At 68.3% G+C, this 14,029-nt stretch carries 16 protein-coding genes; 6 read left to right on the top strand and 10 right to left on the bottom strand.

All coding sequences use genetic code 11. The features are described from left to right. Positions 1 to 15: 15 nt before the first annotated feature. Positions 16 to 531: a GtrA family protein gene (locus tag AB0J95_RS31935; protein WP_364766099.1), complete on the bottom strand. Its 516-nt coding sequence runs from the start codon at positions 529 to 531 to the stop codon at positions 16 to 18. Between the two features lie 120 nt (positions 532 to 651). On the opposite strand from AB0J95_RS31935, the gene AB0J95_RS31930 reads away from it, so the two are divergent. Beyond that, the gene (locus AB0J95_RS31930) at positions 652 to 1,458 is read left to right on the top strand and encodes an SDR family oxidoreductase (protein ID WP_364766096.1); all 807 of its coding nucleotides are present in this window, start codon (positions 652 to 654) and stop codon (positions 1,456 to 1,458) included. Here the strand turns inward: AB0J95_RS31930 and AB0J95_RS31925 are convergent. Continuing rightward, positions 1,448 to 1,825, bottom strand: coding sequence for a DUF427 domain-containing protein (locus AB0J95_RS31925; RefSeq protein ID WP_364766093.1), 378 nt, complete (start codon positions 1,823 to 1,825; stop codon positions 1,448 to 1,450). The genes AB0J95_RS31930 and AB0J95_RS31925 overlap by 11 nt on opposite strands. 54 nt (positions 1,826 to 1,879) lie before the next feature. Here AB0J95_RS31925 and AB0J95_RS31920 point away from each other — a divergent pair, with 54 nt between their 5' ends. Next, positions 1,880 to 2,914, top strand: coding sequence for an LLM class flavin-dependent oxidoreductase (locus tag AB0J95_RS31920; protein ID WP_364766090.1), 1,035 nt, complete (start codon positions 1,880 to 1,882; stop codon positions 2,912 to 2,914). Here the strand turns inward: AB0J95_RS31920 and AB0J95_RS31915 are convergent. Next, entirely contained in the window at positions 2,888 to 4,543 is a 1,656-nt protein-coding gene (locus tag AB0J95_RS31915) for a BTAD domain-containing putative transcriptional regulator (protein WP_364766087.1), read from the bottom strand. The two genes, AB0J95_RS31920 and AB0J95_RS31915, sit on opposite strands and share 27 nt — an antisense overlap. 75 nt (positions 4,544 to 4,618) lie before the next feature. Continuing rightward, the gene (locus tag AB0J95_RS31910) at positions 4,619 to 5,740 is read right to left on the bottom strand and encodes a cytochrome P450 (RefSeq protein WP_364766084.1); all 1,122 of its coding nucleotides are present in this window, start codon (positions 5,738 to 5,740) and stop codon (positions 4,619 to 4,621) included. A 65-nt stretch (positions 5,741 to 5,805) separates the two neighbouring features. Between AB0J95_RS31910 and AB0J95_RS31905 the strand changes: the two genes are divergently transcribed. Both AB0J95_RS31905 and AB0J95_RS31900 read left to right on the top strand, forming a co-directional pair. Next, on the top strand, positions 5,806 to 6,492 hold the full coding sequence (locus tag AB0J95_RS31905) for an alpha/beta hydrolase (RefSeq protein ID WP_364766081.1): 687 nt from the start codon (positions 5,806 to 5,808) through the stop codon (positions 6,490 to 6,492). Further along, positions 6,492 to 7,145 (top strand): hypothetical protein, encoded by a 654-nt coding sequence (locus AB0J95_RS31900; protein ID WP_364766078.1) that lies wholly within the window; start codon positions 6,492 to 6,494, stop codon positions 7,143 to 7,145. Before AB0J95_RS31905 ends, AB0J95_RS31900 begins: the two co-directional genes overlap by 1 nt. Here AB0J95_RS31900 and AB0J95_RS31895 read toward each other — a convergent pair whose 3' ends face one another. Continuing rightward, positions 7,146 to 7,589, bottom strand: a complete 444-nt coding sequence (locus tag AB0J95_RS31895; protein ID WP_364766075.1) for a hypothetical protein — start codon at positions 7,587 to 7,589, stop codon at positions 7,146 to 7,148. It abuts the gene before it with no gap. A 136-nt stretch (positions 7,590 to 7,725) separates the two neighbouring features. Next, the gene (locus AB0J95_RS31890) at positions 7,726 to 8,574 is read right to left on the bottom strand and encodes a helix-turn-helix transcriptional regulator (RefSeq protein WP_364766073.1); all 849 of its coding nucleotides are present in this window, start codon (positions 8,572 to 8,574) and stop codon (positions 7,726 to 7,728) included. Between the two features lie 102 nt (positions 8,575 to 8,676). On the opposite strand from AB0J95_RS31890, the gene AB0J95_RS31885 reads away from it, so the two are divergent. Together AB0J95_RS31885 and AB0J95_RS31880 are read left to right on the top strand one after the other, a co-directional pair. Continuing rightward, entirely contained in the window at positions 8,677 to 9,660 is a 984-nt protein-coding gene (locus AB0J95_RS31885; protein ID WP_364766070.1) for an aldo/keto reductase, read from the top strand. Further along, positions 9,657 to 10,847, top strand: a complete 1,191-nt coding sequence (locus tag AB0J95_RS31880) for an MFS transporter (RefSeq protein WP_364766067.1) — start codon at positions 9,657 to 9,659, stop codon at positions 10,845 to 10,847. Before AB0J95_RS31885 ends, AB0J95_RS31880 begins: the two co-directional genes overlap by 4 nt. A 77-nt stretch (positions 10,848 to 10,924) precedes the next feature. Here AB0J95_RS31880 and AB0J95_RS31875 read toward each other — a convergent pair whose 3' ends face one another. From AB0J95_RS31875 to AB0J95_RS31860, 4 genes are all read right to left on the bottom strand, one after another. After that, positions 10,925 to 11,509 (bottom strand): 3'-5' exonuclease, encoded by a 585-nt coding sequence (locus tag AB0J95_RS31875; RefSeq protein WP_364766262.1) that lies wholly within the window; start codon positions 11,507 to 11,509, stop codon positions 10,925 to 10,927. Positions 11,510 to 11,541: 32 nt separating this feature from the next. Further along, on the bottom strand, positions 11,542 to 12,945 hold the full coding sequence (locus tag AB0J95_RS31870) for a sialidase family protein (protein WP_364766064.1): 1,404 nt from the start codon (positions 12,943 to 12,945) through the stop codon (positions 11,542 to 11,544). Between the two features lie 62 nt (positions 12,946 to 13,007). Beyond that, on the bottom strand, positions 13,008 to 13,481 hold the full coding sequence (locus AB0J95_RS31865) for a DUF1992 domain-containing protein (protein WP_364766061.1): 474 nt from the start codon (positions 13,479 to 13,481) through the stop codon (positions 13,008 to 13,010). A 63-nt stretch (positions 13,482 to 13,544) separates the two neighbouring features. After that, positions 13,545 to 14,009, bottom strand: coding sequence for a carboxymuconolactone decarboxylase family protein (locus tag AB0J95_RS31860; RefSeq protein ID WP_364766058.1), 465 nt, complete (start codon positions 14,007 to 14,009; stop codon positions 13,545 to 13,547). Between the last annotated feature and the right edge of the window lie 20 nt (positions 14,010 to 14,029).

The raw sequence follows: 14,029 nt of genomic DNA, 5'->3' as shown, positions 1-14,029 counted from the left end.
CTGACTCTCCCCACCTCATCCTGCGGAACCGCTGTCCAACTGCATATCGTGCTGCTGTTGTGAAACGGTTGTGGGTGCGGCCGAACGGTCGCGGAAGACCACCCACCGCATGGCGCAGTACATGTACACCGCCTCGCAGCCGCCGGCGACCATCCGGGAGATCCGGTAGTCCAGGCCCAGCGCGGTCAAACCCGTGGCCACGCCCAGGATCCACGCGAGGTAGTTGATCACCACGACGATCACGTAGACGGTCAGCTGCGGCCCGACGGCGGCGTGCGAGCGGAAGTTGAACATCCGGTTGAGCGCGTAACTCAGCCCGAACGCGCAGCCGTACGCCACAGTGATGGCGAGCCACAGGGGCAGCAGCCCGTGCAGCAGGCTGAGGATGGTCAGGTCCACGCCGAAGGTGAACCCGTTGATCACCGCGAACCCCAGCAGGCTGGGCGGGACGATCCGGTTGAGTCCAAAAGGGAGCCGCCGCACGACGGCGGCCATGGCGGCGGTGAACCGCTCCCCCCGAGTAGCCGTCATGCCGCCCAGTCAAGCAAGCCCGGGTGTCCGGCAGGCGAAGGGCCGTTCACCCACTGTCCACTTCGGCAACCTGGCGAAATCACGCCTCGCCAAGTCTTTACCAAAGGTTAAAGTCGGGTCATGGATTTCGACGGCCGACTTATCGTCATCACTGGTGGGGGCAGTGGTATCGGTGCGGCCCTGGCCCGGCGGTTCGCCGGGGAGAACCCCCGTGGCGTGGTCATCGCGGACAAGAACCTCGCGGACGCCAAGGCCGTCGCCGCCGAGGTGCAGGGCATGGCGGTGCAGGCCGACGTCGGTTACGAGACCGAGATCCTGCGTGTCATCGCCCAGGCGGAGAGCATGTACGGACCGGTGGACGTGTGGATCTCCAACGCGGGCACCGTGCACCCCCAAGGTGGCCCGGAGATCGGCGACATGGGCTGGCAGCGGCAGTGGGACATGCACGTGATGTCGCACGTGTGGGCTGCGCGGGCGTTGCTCCCCGCGATGCTCGACCGGGAGGACGGCTACCTGGTGAACGTGGCCTCGTGCGCGGGACTGCTGACCAGTCCCGGCGCCATGCCCTACACCGTCACCAAGCACGCGGCCGTCGCCCTGGCCGAGTCGCTCGCGGTGGTGCACGCCAACACCGGCGTCCGGTTCTCCTGTGTGTGCCCGGGAGTCGTGGACACGCCGCTGATGTCCAACGGCGACCAGACCGCCGCCAAACGGGCCGCGCGGATCGCCAGCCGGATGATCCCGGCCTGGCAGGCCGCCGACACGATCGTGCGCGACCTCGAGGCGGAGCGGTTCCTGATCCTGACCCACCCGGACGAGACATCGGCCGCCGCGCGGCTGCGGGCGACCGATCCGGACGGGTACATCGCGTCGGTCCAGGACGTCTGGCACGCGGCCAGCAAGGGCTGGGTGCCCGCTAGCCGGTGATCTCGATCGAGTCGACGCGGTTGGGGTAGAAGGCGACGTGGTCCTTGATCTGCGCGACCGGGTCGTACGGGCTCTCATACGACCAGACCGAGTTCACGCCGTCCTCGCCCGCGGGCACGAGGCTGTAGTAGGAGGCATCGCCCTTGTAGGGGCAGTAGGTCTGGTGCTCGGTGCGCTCCAGCTTGCTGAAGTCCACGTCCTTGCGCGGGATGTACTGCACCGCCGGGTAGGTGGACTCCTGCAGGGTGAGCGCGTCCCGCGAGTCGGCGATCACCTCGCCGCCGAGCTTCACGACCACGCGGCCGCTCGTCGGGGTGACGGTGATCGGGTGGTCCGGGCCGGGGGTCTTCCTTGGCTTGTCTGTCACTTCAACCACTGTAGTCCGGGATCACCGGGCGTTCGGATGACGCAGGATGGAGACATGGAACTCGGGATCTACAGCTTCGGGGACCGCGCACCGGACCCGCTCACCGGCGAACAGGTGCCAGTGGCCGACGCGCTGGCCAACACCCTGGAGCGGATCAAGCTCGCCGATGAGCTGGGCATCGGCATGTACGGCCTGGGTGAGCACCACCTGGACCAGTACGCCATCTCCAACCCCGGCACCGTCCTGGCGGCCGCGGCCAGCATCACCCAGAACATCACCCTGTCCAGCGCGGTGACCGTGCTCAGCACCGAGGACCCGGTCCGGGTGTACCAGCAGTTCACCACGCTCGACCAGCTCAGCCGCGGCCGCGCGGAGCTGCTGGCCGGGCGCGGCTCGTTCACCGAGTCGTTCCCGTTGTTCGGCGCGAAGTTGTCGGACTACGACGAGCTGTTCGAGGAGAAACTCGCGCTGCTGCTGACCATCGACCGCAACGACCCGGTCACCTGGTCTGGCAAGTTCCGGCCACCTTTGGAGAACGTGCGCGTGCTGCCGCGGCCCTACCGCGAACGGCTGCGCATCTCAGTGGGCACGGGCGGTAACCCCGAGTCGTCCATCCGGGCGGGTCTGCTTGGCCTGCCAGTGGTCTACGCCGTCATCGGCGGTCAGCCGGAACGGTTCGCGCCCCTGGTCGACCTGTACCGCCGGGCCGGGGCCGCGGGCGAGCACAGCGACGAGAACCTGCACGTGACGATGGGCGCGATCGGGTTCATCGAGCGAACCTCCCAGGGCGCCAAGGAGACCTTCTTCCCGTACTGGATGGAGGTCATGAAGTACGGCTCGCAGGCGCGCGGCTGGCCGCTGCCGTCGCGGGCCGACTACGACGCGGCCACGCGCGGCGCCCAGGCGTTGTTCACCGGCAGCCCGCAGGAGGTCGCCGAGCGGATCATCGAGGTCGGCAAACTCGTTGGCGCGGACCGGTATGCGATGCAGATGGACTGGGCCGGGGTGCCGCACGCCAAGGTGATGACCGCCATCGAGCTGCTCGGCACCGAGGTGCTTCCGTTAGTTCGCAAGGAGTTCGGCGACTGACCACTGGACCGGGCCCTCGGCCGCGTAGAGACGCGTGAGGCGGTGCATCTCGTAGCGGCCCTGGGCGTGGTCCACCAGGTTCTCCTCCACCAGCCGGTCCAGCACGCGAGCCTGCGCCGTGTACCGGTTGAACGTGCGGAAAGTGGCCGCGGCACAGGGATCCAGCATCCGGTAGGACCAGGTCAAGGCCTCTCGGAGGTCTTCCTCACCGAAGCTGAAGTCGTCCAGGCTGCCGTCGGTCAGCGCCTCGGCCATGCTGCCCGCGCTGCGGGCGCGTTCGGCGGCAATGGCCAGGGCCAGCGGAAGCCGGTCGCACAGCTCGACGATCCTGGTGGCCGCCGCGGTGTCCACGACGCTCATCCCGGCGGTCAGCAGGTCGAGAGCCTCGCTCTGGGTCAGCCGGCCGACCGTCCACCGCGCGGCACCGTCCTTGATGGACAGACCACGCAACTGGTTGCGGCTGGTGATGATCGCGAGGCTGCCCGGGCCGGGCAGCAACGGCCGGACCTGAGCGGCGTCACGGGCGTTGTCCAGCAACAGCAACGTCCGCCGCCCCGCCAAAGTGGTGCGCAGCAAGGCGGATCTCTCGTGCAGCTGCGGCGGAATCCGTTCGCCGGGCACGCCCAGCGACTGGAGCACGGTCTTCAGCGCGGCGGCGGCCGTGACCGGGGTGTCCCGTGAGTAGCCCTTGAGATCCAGGTACAGCTGGACATCCGGGTAGCGGGCGGCGATCCGGTGGGCCCAGTGCACGGCCAGCGCGGTCTTGCCCATCCCGGCCGGGCCGTCGATGGTGACGATGGCATTTCTGTCCATTGTGGACAACATTCGGTCCAGTGCGGACAGGTCGGTGGCGCGGCCGGTGAACCGGGCGCGGCCGGGTGGCAGCTGGTGCGGGCCCTTGCTCGCGGCAGGCCGGTCGCCGCGCAGCACGATCTGGTGCAGCCGTTGCAGTTCCGCCCCGGGATCGATGCCAAGGTCGTCCCGCAGGATCGTGTGCACCCGCCGGTAGGCCGCGAGCGCGTCGGCCCGCCGGCCGGCCCGGTGCAGGGCGCCGATCAGCCGCAGCCACAACGACTCCCGGAACGAGTAGCTGTTGGTCAGCTGCCACAGTTCGGCGATCAGCTCGCTGGAGCGGCCGCGGGCCAGTTCGAGGTCGATCCGCCGCTCGGTCGCGGTGAACCACTCCTCGGTCAGGCCCGGCACGATGTCCCGTTCCAGCCAGCCGCAGTCCACCCCGGTGAACGGCCGGCCCCGCCACAGCCCGAGCGCCTCGGTCAGCCGGTCCAGCTCGTCGTCCGAGGACTGCGCCTCCCGGGCCTGACGCAGCAGTTCACGGAACCGGTGCAGGTCAACAGTCTGACCGGCGCCGGACAGCGAGTACCCGCCGCCCGGGTAGGAGGTGATGGCGCCGCTGCCGAGCAACCGCCGCAGCCGGGTCACGTACGTGGACAGCGTGCCCCGTACGTTCGCCGGCTGCTGGTCCCCCCACAGTTGCTCGGCCAACGTGTCGACCCGCACCGGCTGACCGTCCGCCAGCACGAGTACCGACAAAAGCGACCGCAGGTGGCCTGGCGGGACGGAAACCTCGGTTGGCCCGTCCGTGACCGCCCAGGCTCCCAGCACTTTCATCTCGAGCACGTCGCCCCCCAACGCCCTTGGCCTACCCCCAGCAGGCCACACGAGACATAGTTACGGGGCGGCCTTTCACGAACCTTTCACGGGCAGCGCGGTCAGCCGCCAAGTGCCGCCGTCGGGCGTACGCTCGACCCCCTCACCCAACCGCAAGCTGGGGAAACGCTCGAACAGCCGGGTCAGCGCGACCTCCGTCTCGACGCGGGCGAGGGCGGCGCCGAGGCAGAAGTGCGGGCCGTGCCCGAAGCCGACATGGCCGGTCGCCTGGCGCGTGACGTCGAACGTCTCCGGGTGCTCGAAGACCTGGGGATCGCGGTTGGCGGCCACCATGGCCGTGGTCACGGCGTCGCCCTTGCGGATCAGGATCCCTTCGAGCTCGACGTCCTCCTTCGCGTAGCGGGGCGCGGTGAGCAACTGGGGGCTGCAGAAGCGCATCAGCTCGTCGACGTTGATCTCCTTGACCTGCTGGGTCAGCATCAGCTCGACGGCGTTGGTGATCAGGTTCGCCGGGGTCTGCCCGGCCAGGACCAGGTGCCAGACCAGGCTGACGATCTCGGTGTCGGTGAGGCGTTCGTCCTCGTTCGCCTGGATCAGGAAGGACGCCAGGTCGTCGGCGGGTTCCTCGCGGCGCTGGGTTATGGCGGCCAGGGTGTCGTCCATGATCCCGGGGATGGCCTCGGCGAAACCCGGGCCGTACCCGGCGGCGATCGCGGCGCCGTACTCGCGCCACCTCGGCCGGTCTTCGGGCGGAATGCCGACGAACTCGCAGATCACGTCCATCGGCAGCGGCTGGGCGAAGTCGCGGACGAGGTCCTGGGGTTCGTCGTCGAGCAGGGCGTCGACGATCGGGACGATCCTCGGGCGGAACTCCTCCGCGCGCCTCGGGGTGAACGCGGGCGCGACCAGGCGCCGGAGCCGGCGGTGGTCCGGGCCGTCCATTTCGGACAAGGTGCGCATGTAGGGCAGGTAGCGGTCGGGAATGCCCGGCGGCCGCATGAAGCTCGCCGAGCTCAGCTCGAACCTCGGGTCGGCCAGCATCGCCTTGACGGTGTCATGCCTGGTCACGACCCACCATGCACCCATCCCCGGGATCCGTAACCGCGCGAGCGGGGCCTGGTCGCGGGCTTTGCCGTACGCGGTGAACGGGTCGTTGAGCACTGCCGGGTCACTTGCGTCGATCTCCGGAACGTCCATGGGTCCCCTTCAGATGATGAGATCAGATGCTCATATCATATGAAACTGCTCGGTAGGCTGTGGCTATGGGGGACGTACGGTCGATTGGCGCTGGTAGGCCGCTCGTGCTGCTGCACGGGTTCGGGGCTTCAGGCGAGCAGTTGATCTCTCATGGGCCCGCTTCGGCGCTGGCCGCCCAGGGCTTCCGGGTGATCCTGCCGGACCTCCGCGGGCATGGAGACAACGTGCAGGGGCCCTATCCGCCCGATGTGCTGGTGGACGACGGGCTTGAGCTGGTCGCTTCGCTGGACTCGTACTGGTTGGGCGGGTACTCGCTGGGTGCTCGGGTGGCTTTGCGGATGCTGGTGCGCGGGGCTCGGCCGGTTGCGGCTGTTATCGCTGGTCAGGGGCTTGATGCGGTCACTCGCTCGCCGCAGGGTGGAGGTGTTCGGCGACGGGCGCTGACCGCGATGGCCGCTGGTTCGCCGCTTGATCCGGACACTCCCGAGGGGCAGCAGGCTTACTGGTTCGGGCAGGCCGGGGTTGATCCGCGGACTTCGCTGCTCGTGCTTGACTCGCTGGTGCCTACGTCCGTTTCTGAGTTGTCGCAGGTCAGGACGCCTGTTCTGGTGGCGGCCGGGGATGCGGATGTCTCCGGTTCAGGGCTGGCTGATGCGTTGCCGAATGCGCGGTTCGTCGAGGTTCCCGGGAACCACTTCACCGTTATGGGCAGCCCTGCGCTGGCGGCCGCGATGATCGACTTCCTGGGCTGATGGACGTCGTCGAGGCGGGCCTGATGGGCTTGCGGTCCGCCGTTTGTGTACTGACGCGGCGGTCGGCACCACTGCGGTTCACGCTGTACCCGATGATCCACCTGGGTGAGGCGTCGTTCTACGCCGAGGTGTCACGGCGGTTGCGCGAGCACGACCTGATCGTCGCCGAGGGCGGCCGTCCGGGTTCATCGTCACGCCCGTCCCGCGTCGCCGCCCGCCTGGGCCTGGTCGGGCAGTCCTACGAGATGGTCGAGGTCGGCGTGCCCATCGTGTGGCCGGACATGCCCGGCGACGAGTTCGACCGGAAATGGCGCCAACTCCCGTTCCTCGAACGCGCCATGATCCCCCTCAGCGCCCTCTACCTGCGCACCTTCGCCACCCGCGAACACCTGGCCCGCCACCTCGTCACCAACGACGACACCGACATCGACCAGTTCGACCCCACCAGCGCCACGGACCGCCTGATCAACGACGAACGCGACGCCCTCCTCACCCAAGCGATCACCAACCTCCACACCACCCACCACAACGACCACCTCAACATCGCCATCGTCTACGGCGCCGCCCACATCCCCACCCTCATCACCCACCTGATGTCCACCCTGGACTACGTCGTCACCTCCGCCGAATGGCTCACGGTTTTTGACTACTGACTACCGGAACTGACGCCGCTGAGCCGCAAGAACCGCCGCGCTGACGTCGGCCGGAAGCTGGACCAGCTCTACCTGGATTCCGTACTTGCGCAAGGCCTGTGCAGCCCACGACCGCGCTGTGGTGAAGTGCCGAGCGGCTTCCGGGTCACACAGACACAAGATCAGCCGAGGCGAGTGCGGCAGCGTCGAGGCGACATACATCAATTTGAAAGCATCTGTGAGGACCTTGTACTTCTGAGCGACCTTCGGCGGACCGTGATGAGCCCACGCCTCAACGAGGATCGACAAATCCGCATCGGCACCATCAACTTCCACCCGGACCCCGTCGCCGAGCGGAATCCGCCGCGGGCCCAGGACCACGCCCAACCGTTCTCCGAGCAGTTCGAGCATGATGCGCTCGGCCTGTTTCTGCTCTTGGCTGTTTCCCGGCCGGGCTTCCATCATCGTTGTCCGCAGTCGTACGCTCCGGCACGCTGAGCGACGTGTCCTCGATCTGCGAGACCTGCGTCCCTCCGCCGCGAAGATCATTAACGATCTTACCGCCGGGATTGATCGCCCATCAGGTGCGTTGCGTGACGGGCTACGGCTTTCGGGAGTTGAGGTCCTCCGGCGCCTCGATTTGATCCTCGGCGGTGATGCTGCCGAGCATGGCCAGTTTGTCGGCCATTTCGGTGGCGGGTTCGGCGCGGAACATCTTCATCAGGAGGTCGGTGCCGTTGAGGCGGAGGGTTTCGTAGTTGAGGTCGAGGTCGCCGACGATGGGGTGGTGGTACTGGACGTGGCCGGTGGTCTTCTCCTGGACTTCGGCCTTGGCCCAGCGTTTGCTGAACTCCTCGCTGCGCACCGTGAGTTCCCCGATCAGCGCGAGCAGCCCGGAGTGCCCCGGGTAGTGGGTTGCGGCGGCGCGGATGCCCGCGACGGTGGCCCAGGCGATGCGGTTCCAGTCGCGGTAGAACGTGCGGCCGCCGGGGTCGAGGAAGATCAGCCGCGCGATGTTGTCGCTGTGCTGGTGGCCTGCGTAGATGGCGCGGCCCAGGTGGTTGTGTGCCACGACGTTGTACATGTCGTCCATGATCACGACGGGGTGGTCCGTCAGTTCGCTGATCAGGGCGATGAGGTTGTCCGAGACCTTGGCGTGGCGGGGCTGGACGCGGGGGCCCGCGGTGGCGATGGCGAACAGATATCTCTGCGCGTCGGGGCTCAGCCGCAGGACCTGGGCGAGCGCGTTCAACACGCTGGGTGAGGGGTGCTGCTCACGGCCCTGTTCGAGCCGGGTGTAGTAGTCGACGCTCAGCCCGGCCAGCGAGGCGACCTCCTCCCGGCGCAGGCCCGGCACCCGGCGCGTCCCGGTGCGCGGCAGCCCGGCCTCCTCCGGCTTGACGCTCGCGCGCCGCGCCTTCAGGAACGTGCCCAGCTGGTTCTCGCTCATAGTCCGATGTTAGGTGGCGTCCCGGCCGAGAGGGTGGGTGTGCGGCAACCAGGGTGCAGCTCGGCCAGGTACCCGCGCGACCTGGGCGTTAGCGTCGAGGACATGAAGCACATCTCCCTTGGTTCGCTGGACGTCTCCCGGATCGGGCTCGGCGCCATGTCGATGTCGGCCTTCTACACCGGTGCCGGGAGCGATGACGAGGAAGCGATCCGGACCATCCACAAAGCCCTGGACCTCGGGGTCACCTTCGTGGACACCGCCGAGGTCTACGGCCCCTACACCAACGAGGAGCTCGTCGGACGCGCCATCGCCGGCCGCCGGGACGAGGTCGTGCTGGCCACCAAGTTCGGCATGATCTCCCACCCGAACAACGGCGAGCGGATGTTCGACAGCACCCCGGAGAACATCCGCGCCGCGGTCGACGGCTCGCTCAAGCGGCTCGGTGTCGACCACGTCGACCTCTACTACCAGCACCGCGTGGACCCGCGCACGCCGATCGAGGACACCGTCGGCGCTCTCGCCGACCTGGTGCGGGACGGCAAGATCCGGCACATCGGCCTGTCCGAGGCCGGCGCTGACGTCATCCGCCGCGCGCACGCCGTGCACCCGATCACCGCGGTGCAGTCGGAGTACTCGCTGTGGACGCGGGACCCGGAGGCCGAGGTCCTGCCGGCGCTGCGGGAGCTGGGCATCGGGTTCGTGCCCTACTCCCCGCTCGGCCGCGGCTTCCTGACCGGCGCGATCCGGTCCACCGACGAGATGGCCGCGGACGACGTCCGCCGGACCAACCCGCGGTTCACCGACGGCAACCTGCAGGCGAACCTGCGGATCGTCGAGGAGGTCGAGGCCGTGGCCAAGGAAGTCGGCGCCACCGCGGCACAGGTCGCGCTGGCGTGGCTTTTGGCGCAGGGCAACGACATCGCGCCGATCCCCGGCACGAAACGGGTGTCCCGCCTGGTCGAGAACGCCGCCGCGGACGACCTGCGGCTCAGCGAGGCACAGCTGGCGCGGTTGACGGCGATCCAGCCGCCCGCCGGTGACCGGTACGCCAACATGACGTCGATGAGCGCGCAAAGCATCCGATGACACGGTCGCTGATGGTGTTGTTCGCGATCGCGGGCGGCGCGGCGGTCGGAAGCCTGTACTACGCCCAGCCGTTGCTCGACCTGATCGCGCGGGACCTGCGCGTACCGCAGGAGTCCGCGGGGTTGCTGGTGACCGCCTCGCAGATCGGCTACGCCCTCGGCATTCTGTTCATCGTCCCGCTGGGCGACCTGCGGGACCGCCGCCGCCTGGTGCCGTTGATGATGCTGCTGTCCGCCGTCGCGCTGGCGGCCTGCGGCATCGCACCGGGTTTCGTCACGCTGACCCTGGCCGTCGCCGCGGTCGGCGTGACCACGGTGTCCGGGCAGATCCTCGCCCCGCTGGCCGGGGATCTGTCCGACGACGCCTCCCGGGGCAAGGTGATCGGGATCGTGGTCAGCGGTCTGATCACCGGGATCCTGGTGGCCCGGATCTTCAGCGGCGTGATCGCTGGGCTGGCCGGGTGGCGCGTCGTTTTCCTCGCCGCGGCGGGGATCGCGGTCATCCTGTCGGTGTTGCTGTACCGGTCGATCCCGCACATCCCCGCGAAGACCACCGGGTCCTACTTGGGGTTGCTGCGGTCGGTGCTGTCCTTTGTGGTCCGTGACCGGACCCTCCAGGTGACCATGGTGCTGGGCGCCACCGGGTTCGCGGTGTTCACCATGTTCTGGACGACGCTGACGTTCCTGCTGAGCAACCCGCCGTACAGCTATCCGACTTCGGTCATCGGCCTGTTCGGGATCGCCGGTCTGGTCGGTGCTCTGGCGGCGCAGGGAGCGGGACGCGTGCACGACCGTGGACTGTCCACCTGGGGCACTGGGGTGTCCTGGCTGCTGATCTTCGCCGGGTTCCTGGTCGCCGGCTTCGGCCGGAACGTCCTGGTACTGCTGCTGATCGGGATCGTCGTGCTGGACATCGGCCTCCAGGCCCAGCACATCCTCAACCAGTCCCGCCTGTTCCAGCTCGCGCCCTCCGCCCGCAGCCGGGTCAACACCGCTTACATCACCGGGAACTTCGTCGGCGGCACGATCGGGTCGCTGTTGTCAACAGTGTTGTGGGCCGCGGGTGGCTGGGGCGCGATCACCGGCGCGGGCGCCATCCTGTCCGGCGCCGCTCTGCTTTTGTGGGCTGCCACCAGGAATGGTGCGCTACGGCTCGCGCGACCGGAGCCGAGCCCGGCGATCCCTTAGCGTGTAAGGCCGGCGGTAGGTGCGGGCTGTCCGGGTCGATCGGTTCGGACGAGCCGACCCCGCCGCTGTCCTCGGTGTCACCGTATCGGCGCTCCGATTCCCCTTTGGTACCCATGGTCCGGCGAACCCGGCCAGTGGCCGCGCTCGATCATGAGCAGCACGAGGGAGGCGATGTTCCAGGCGTCGTCGTCGCCGCGGTGGTGGCGGCCTTCAAGGGGCAGCTTGGCGATTCTCAGCGCCCCGGCCATGCCGACCGGCTTGGGCAGGCCGAAGGACTCGGCGAACACGGCTTTGGCGTTGATGTGCCGGTTACCGAAGGGATACTCCACTGTGGACGCTTGGCATTGGCGGGTGAACTGCTTGCGGTCGTAGTCACCCCAGCTGGCCCAGCCGCGTTTGCCCGCCTGGTGGTCAGCGGCCAAGGTCTTGCATGCCTCAGCGAAACTCACTCCGCGGTCGACCTCAGCCTGCGTCAGTCCGGTCAGCTCAGTGCAGAACTCGCTGACCTCGCAACGGGCTGGGCGCACCAGGATCCGGTGCTTGGCAACGCGTTCACGCGCGTCGAGGTCGACCACGGTCAGCCCGATCTCGATGATCTCACTGACCTGGCCCTTCGGCGGGGCGCCGGTCCAACACGTGGCCTCGACGTCCACAACGTTCATCAACACGGGCGGAAGGGTAGCGGCCGCGCGGGTCAGTCGCCTGTGAATATGTCCGTGGGATTGCCAGGGATGCCCGTGGTCATGGGGAAGAACGCCAGGAAGGACCGGCCGGTGCTGACGAGACTGTGGTAGTCGCCCAGGTACAGCGAAGGCACCGGACGGTCGGCTTTCGGCGCGGTGGCGAGGTCGAACGGGCCCGCGATGTGCCGTTCCGTCCACGTGACACCGTTATCGCGCGAGGTCACGAGCCAGTAGTCGGTCGGCAGAGTGGCGGGATCGCTGGTGTTGTCGCGGAAGTCATAGTAGCCGACACCCACCGTCCCATCGCGTTGCGCGGCAAGAGCGCTGAAGAACGCTGGCACGGCGAGGTTCTTGTTCACCGGGACAGGTGTGGACCACGTGCGGCCGGCGTCGGTGGACCGCGAGATCACGATGCTGTCGTGGGTTCCGTTGGTGAACCGGGAATCCTGCCAGCTCACGTAAAGCGTGCCGCGGCCGTCGACCGCGGCTTGCGGCAGCTGGGCTCCGTCGCGGACCGGGGTTCCGGTCTCCGGGTCCTTGGTGCCGGCCCATTGCTGGGTCGAGATCACGCTCGGCGCCGACCATGTCACGCCTTTGTCGGTGGAACGAACCACCACCAGGTCGACGACCGCGCCACTTTGCTGGTAGCGAGCGAAAACGGTGACCAGCGTGCCATCCGGGAGGACGACGAGCCGGTTCGCGGTGGTCTCCGCGTCGACCCCGGGATCGTGCACAACGCGCGGCGACTCCCAGGTCTGGCCGCCGTCGGTGCTGCGACGCAGGACGGTCGGGCCTTTGAAGTGCGGCGAGTCGAGCAGGGTCACCGCGGTCCACAAGGCATAAACGTAACGCGAGTCGTTCGGATCGGCCGTTCCCGTGGGGAGGTCGTTGAAGACCGTCTCGTCGCCCTGGGCGAGCAGGACCGGGTCGCCCCAGCTGAGGCCGCCGTCGTCGGAACGGGACACCATGACGCCGTTGACCGAGCCTGGTTCGAAGGTGGCGCCGGTCATGGAAAGCGTGACCAGGTAAGCGGTTCCGTCCGGGGCCACGGTGGTCCAGGCGTCGGTGGCGCGTTTGAAAGCGTTGTTACCGCTGCACTCCGAGACCTTGGGCACGGCCCGCCGCCAGGTCCAGCCGCCGTCGAGCGAGGTCGCGGTGACCACGCCCTGTGAGGCCACTGTGGACCATCGATCCGACTGGTAGGCGCCGACCAGGTGGCGCGGGTTGCGTGGGTCCACCGACAGGTGCGGCTGGACCTCGGCGTTGGTGTACAACGTACCCGGCGCGGCGCCGCTACATCCGGGCGCGAACGGGCTCGGCCCGGACACCCGGGTGGAGCTGTGCGTCGCGTTGGCCGCGCTGCCCGCCAACGCCAGAGCCGACACGCTCGCGATGAGAAGGGAGAACCGCCGCATCACCCAAACCCCCCATATCGGCCATTCGGTTCAGGCTATCCCCGACACCGGCCGAAGGCGAGCTACGAGCGGCGCAATCTTCGCCACCAACGAGGACGAGGCGCCGGCGGCGGTTGGACGACAGCAGTTGGACGCGGCCGATGGGCACGCCATTGCCCGACCACCTCGTCGGCGTCCACTTTGCCGATGGGGACATGTGGCCCAGTGGGTGCCCGCATCCAGGCGACGATCCGTTGGTTGAGGCCGGCGACGGCTTCACGAACCTGACGTTCCGACGGCAACTCCGCGACAGTTCCCGGCAAACGTTCGATCTCCCGGCGCAGCCGCAGCGACTCCGGCAGCATCCCCTCGGCGGACAGCCCCTCGCGCTCGATGAGCCCCTTGACCCACCAGTTCTCGTCGTGCGGCTTGTCCGCGCCGGGCAACGGTTTGCCTGCGCCCGGCAGGTCGTCGAACTCGCCGCGCTCGGTCGCCTCGCGGATCTGCTTGTCGATCCACGTCTCGAAGGACATCCCGAACGGCTTACGCTCCGTCACGGCTCCATGGTACGTGGACATGACACCGAAAAGGCGGGGCGCCACGGCCCCGCCCCCAGTGGATCAGGCCGCTCGGCGCGGCAACGAAGGACGCGCGGGCACGGCCAGCCGGTTGAAGTTGTTGATCACCACGATCATCCAGGCCACCGCCTGGTACTGCGCCTCGGTGAAGGCCTTGGTGGCCAACGAGTACACCTCGTCGGGAACGTCCTGAGTGGACGGCAGCCGGGTCATCGCCTCGGTCAGCTCCAGGGCGGCACGCTCCTGCTCGGTGTAGAGGTCGGTCTCCCGCCACGCGTCGAGCAGGAAGATCCGGCGGGTGCCCTCACCCAGCTTGACCGCGTCGGTGGTGTGCATGTCGAGGCAGTAGGCGCAGCCGTTGATCTGCGAGGCGCGGATCTTGACCAGTTCGAGGATGAGGGGGTCCACGCCAGCGGCTGCGGCCGCCTGGGTGACCTCCTCGGAGAGCGTCAACAGGGCCTTGAAGGCCTTCGGGATCCCGGGCGAGAGGCTGATTCGCTTTGTCATGGCACCAACGTTAGGGCGAA

It is taken from the genome of Actinocrispum sp. NPDC049592, assembly GCF_040675465.1.
Taxonomy (GTDB): domain Bacteria; phylum Actinomycetota; class Actinomycetes; order Mycobacteriales; family Pseudonocardiaceae; genus Kibdelosporangium.
The sequence above is the reverse complement of the archived record's forward strand: the minus strand, read 5'-3'. Positions and strand labels throughout refer to the sequence as shown.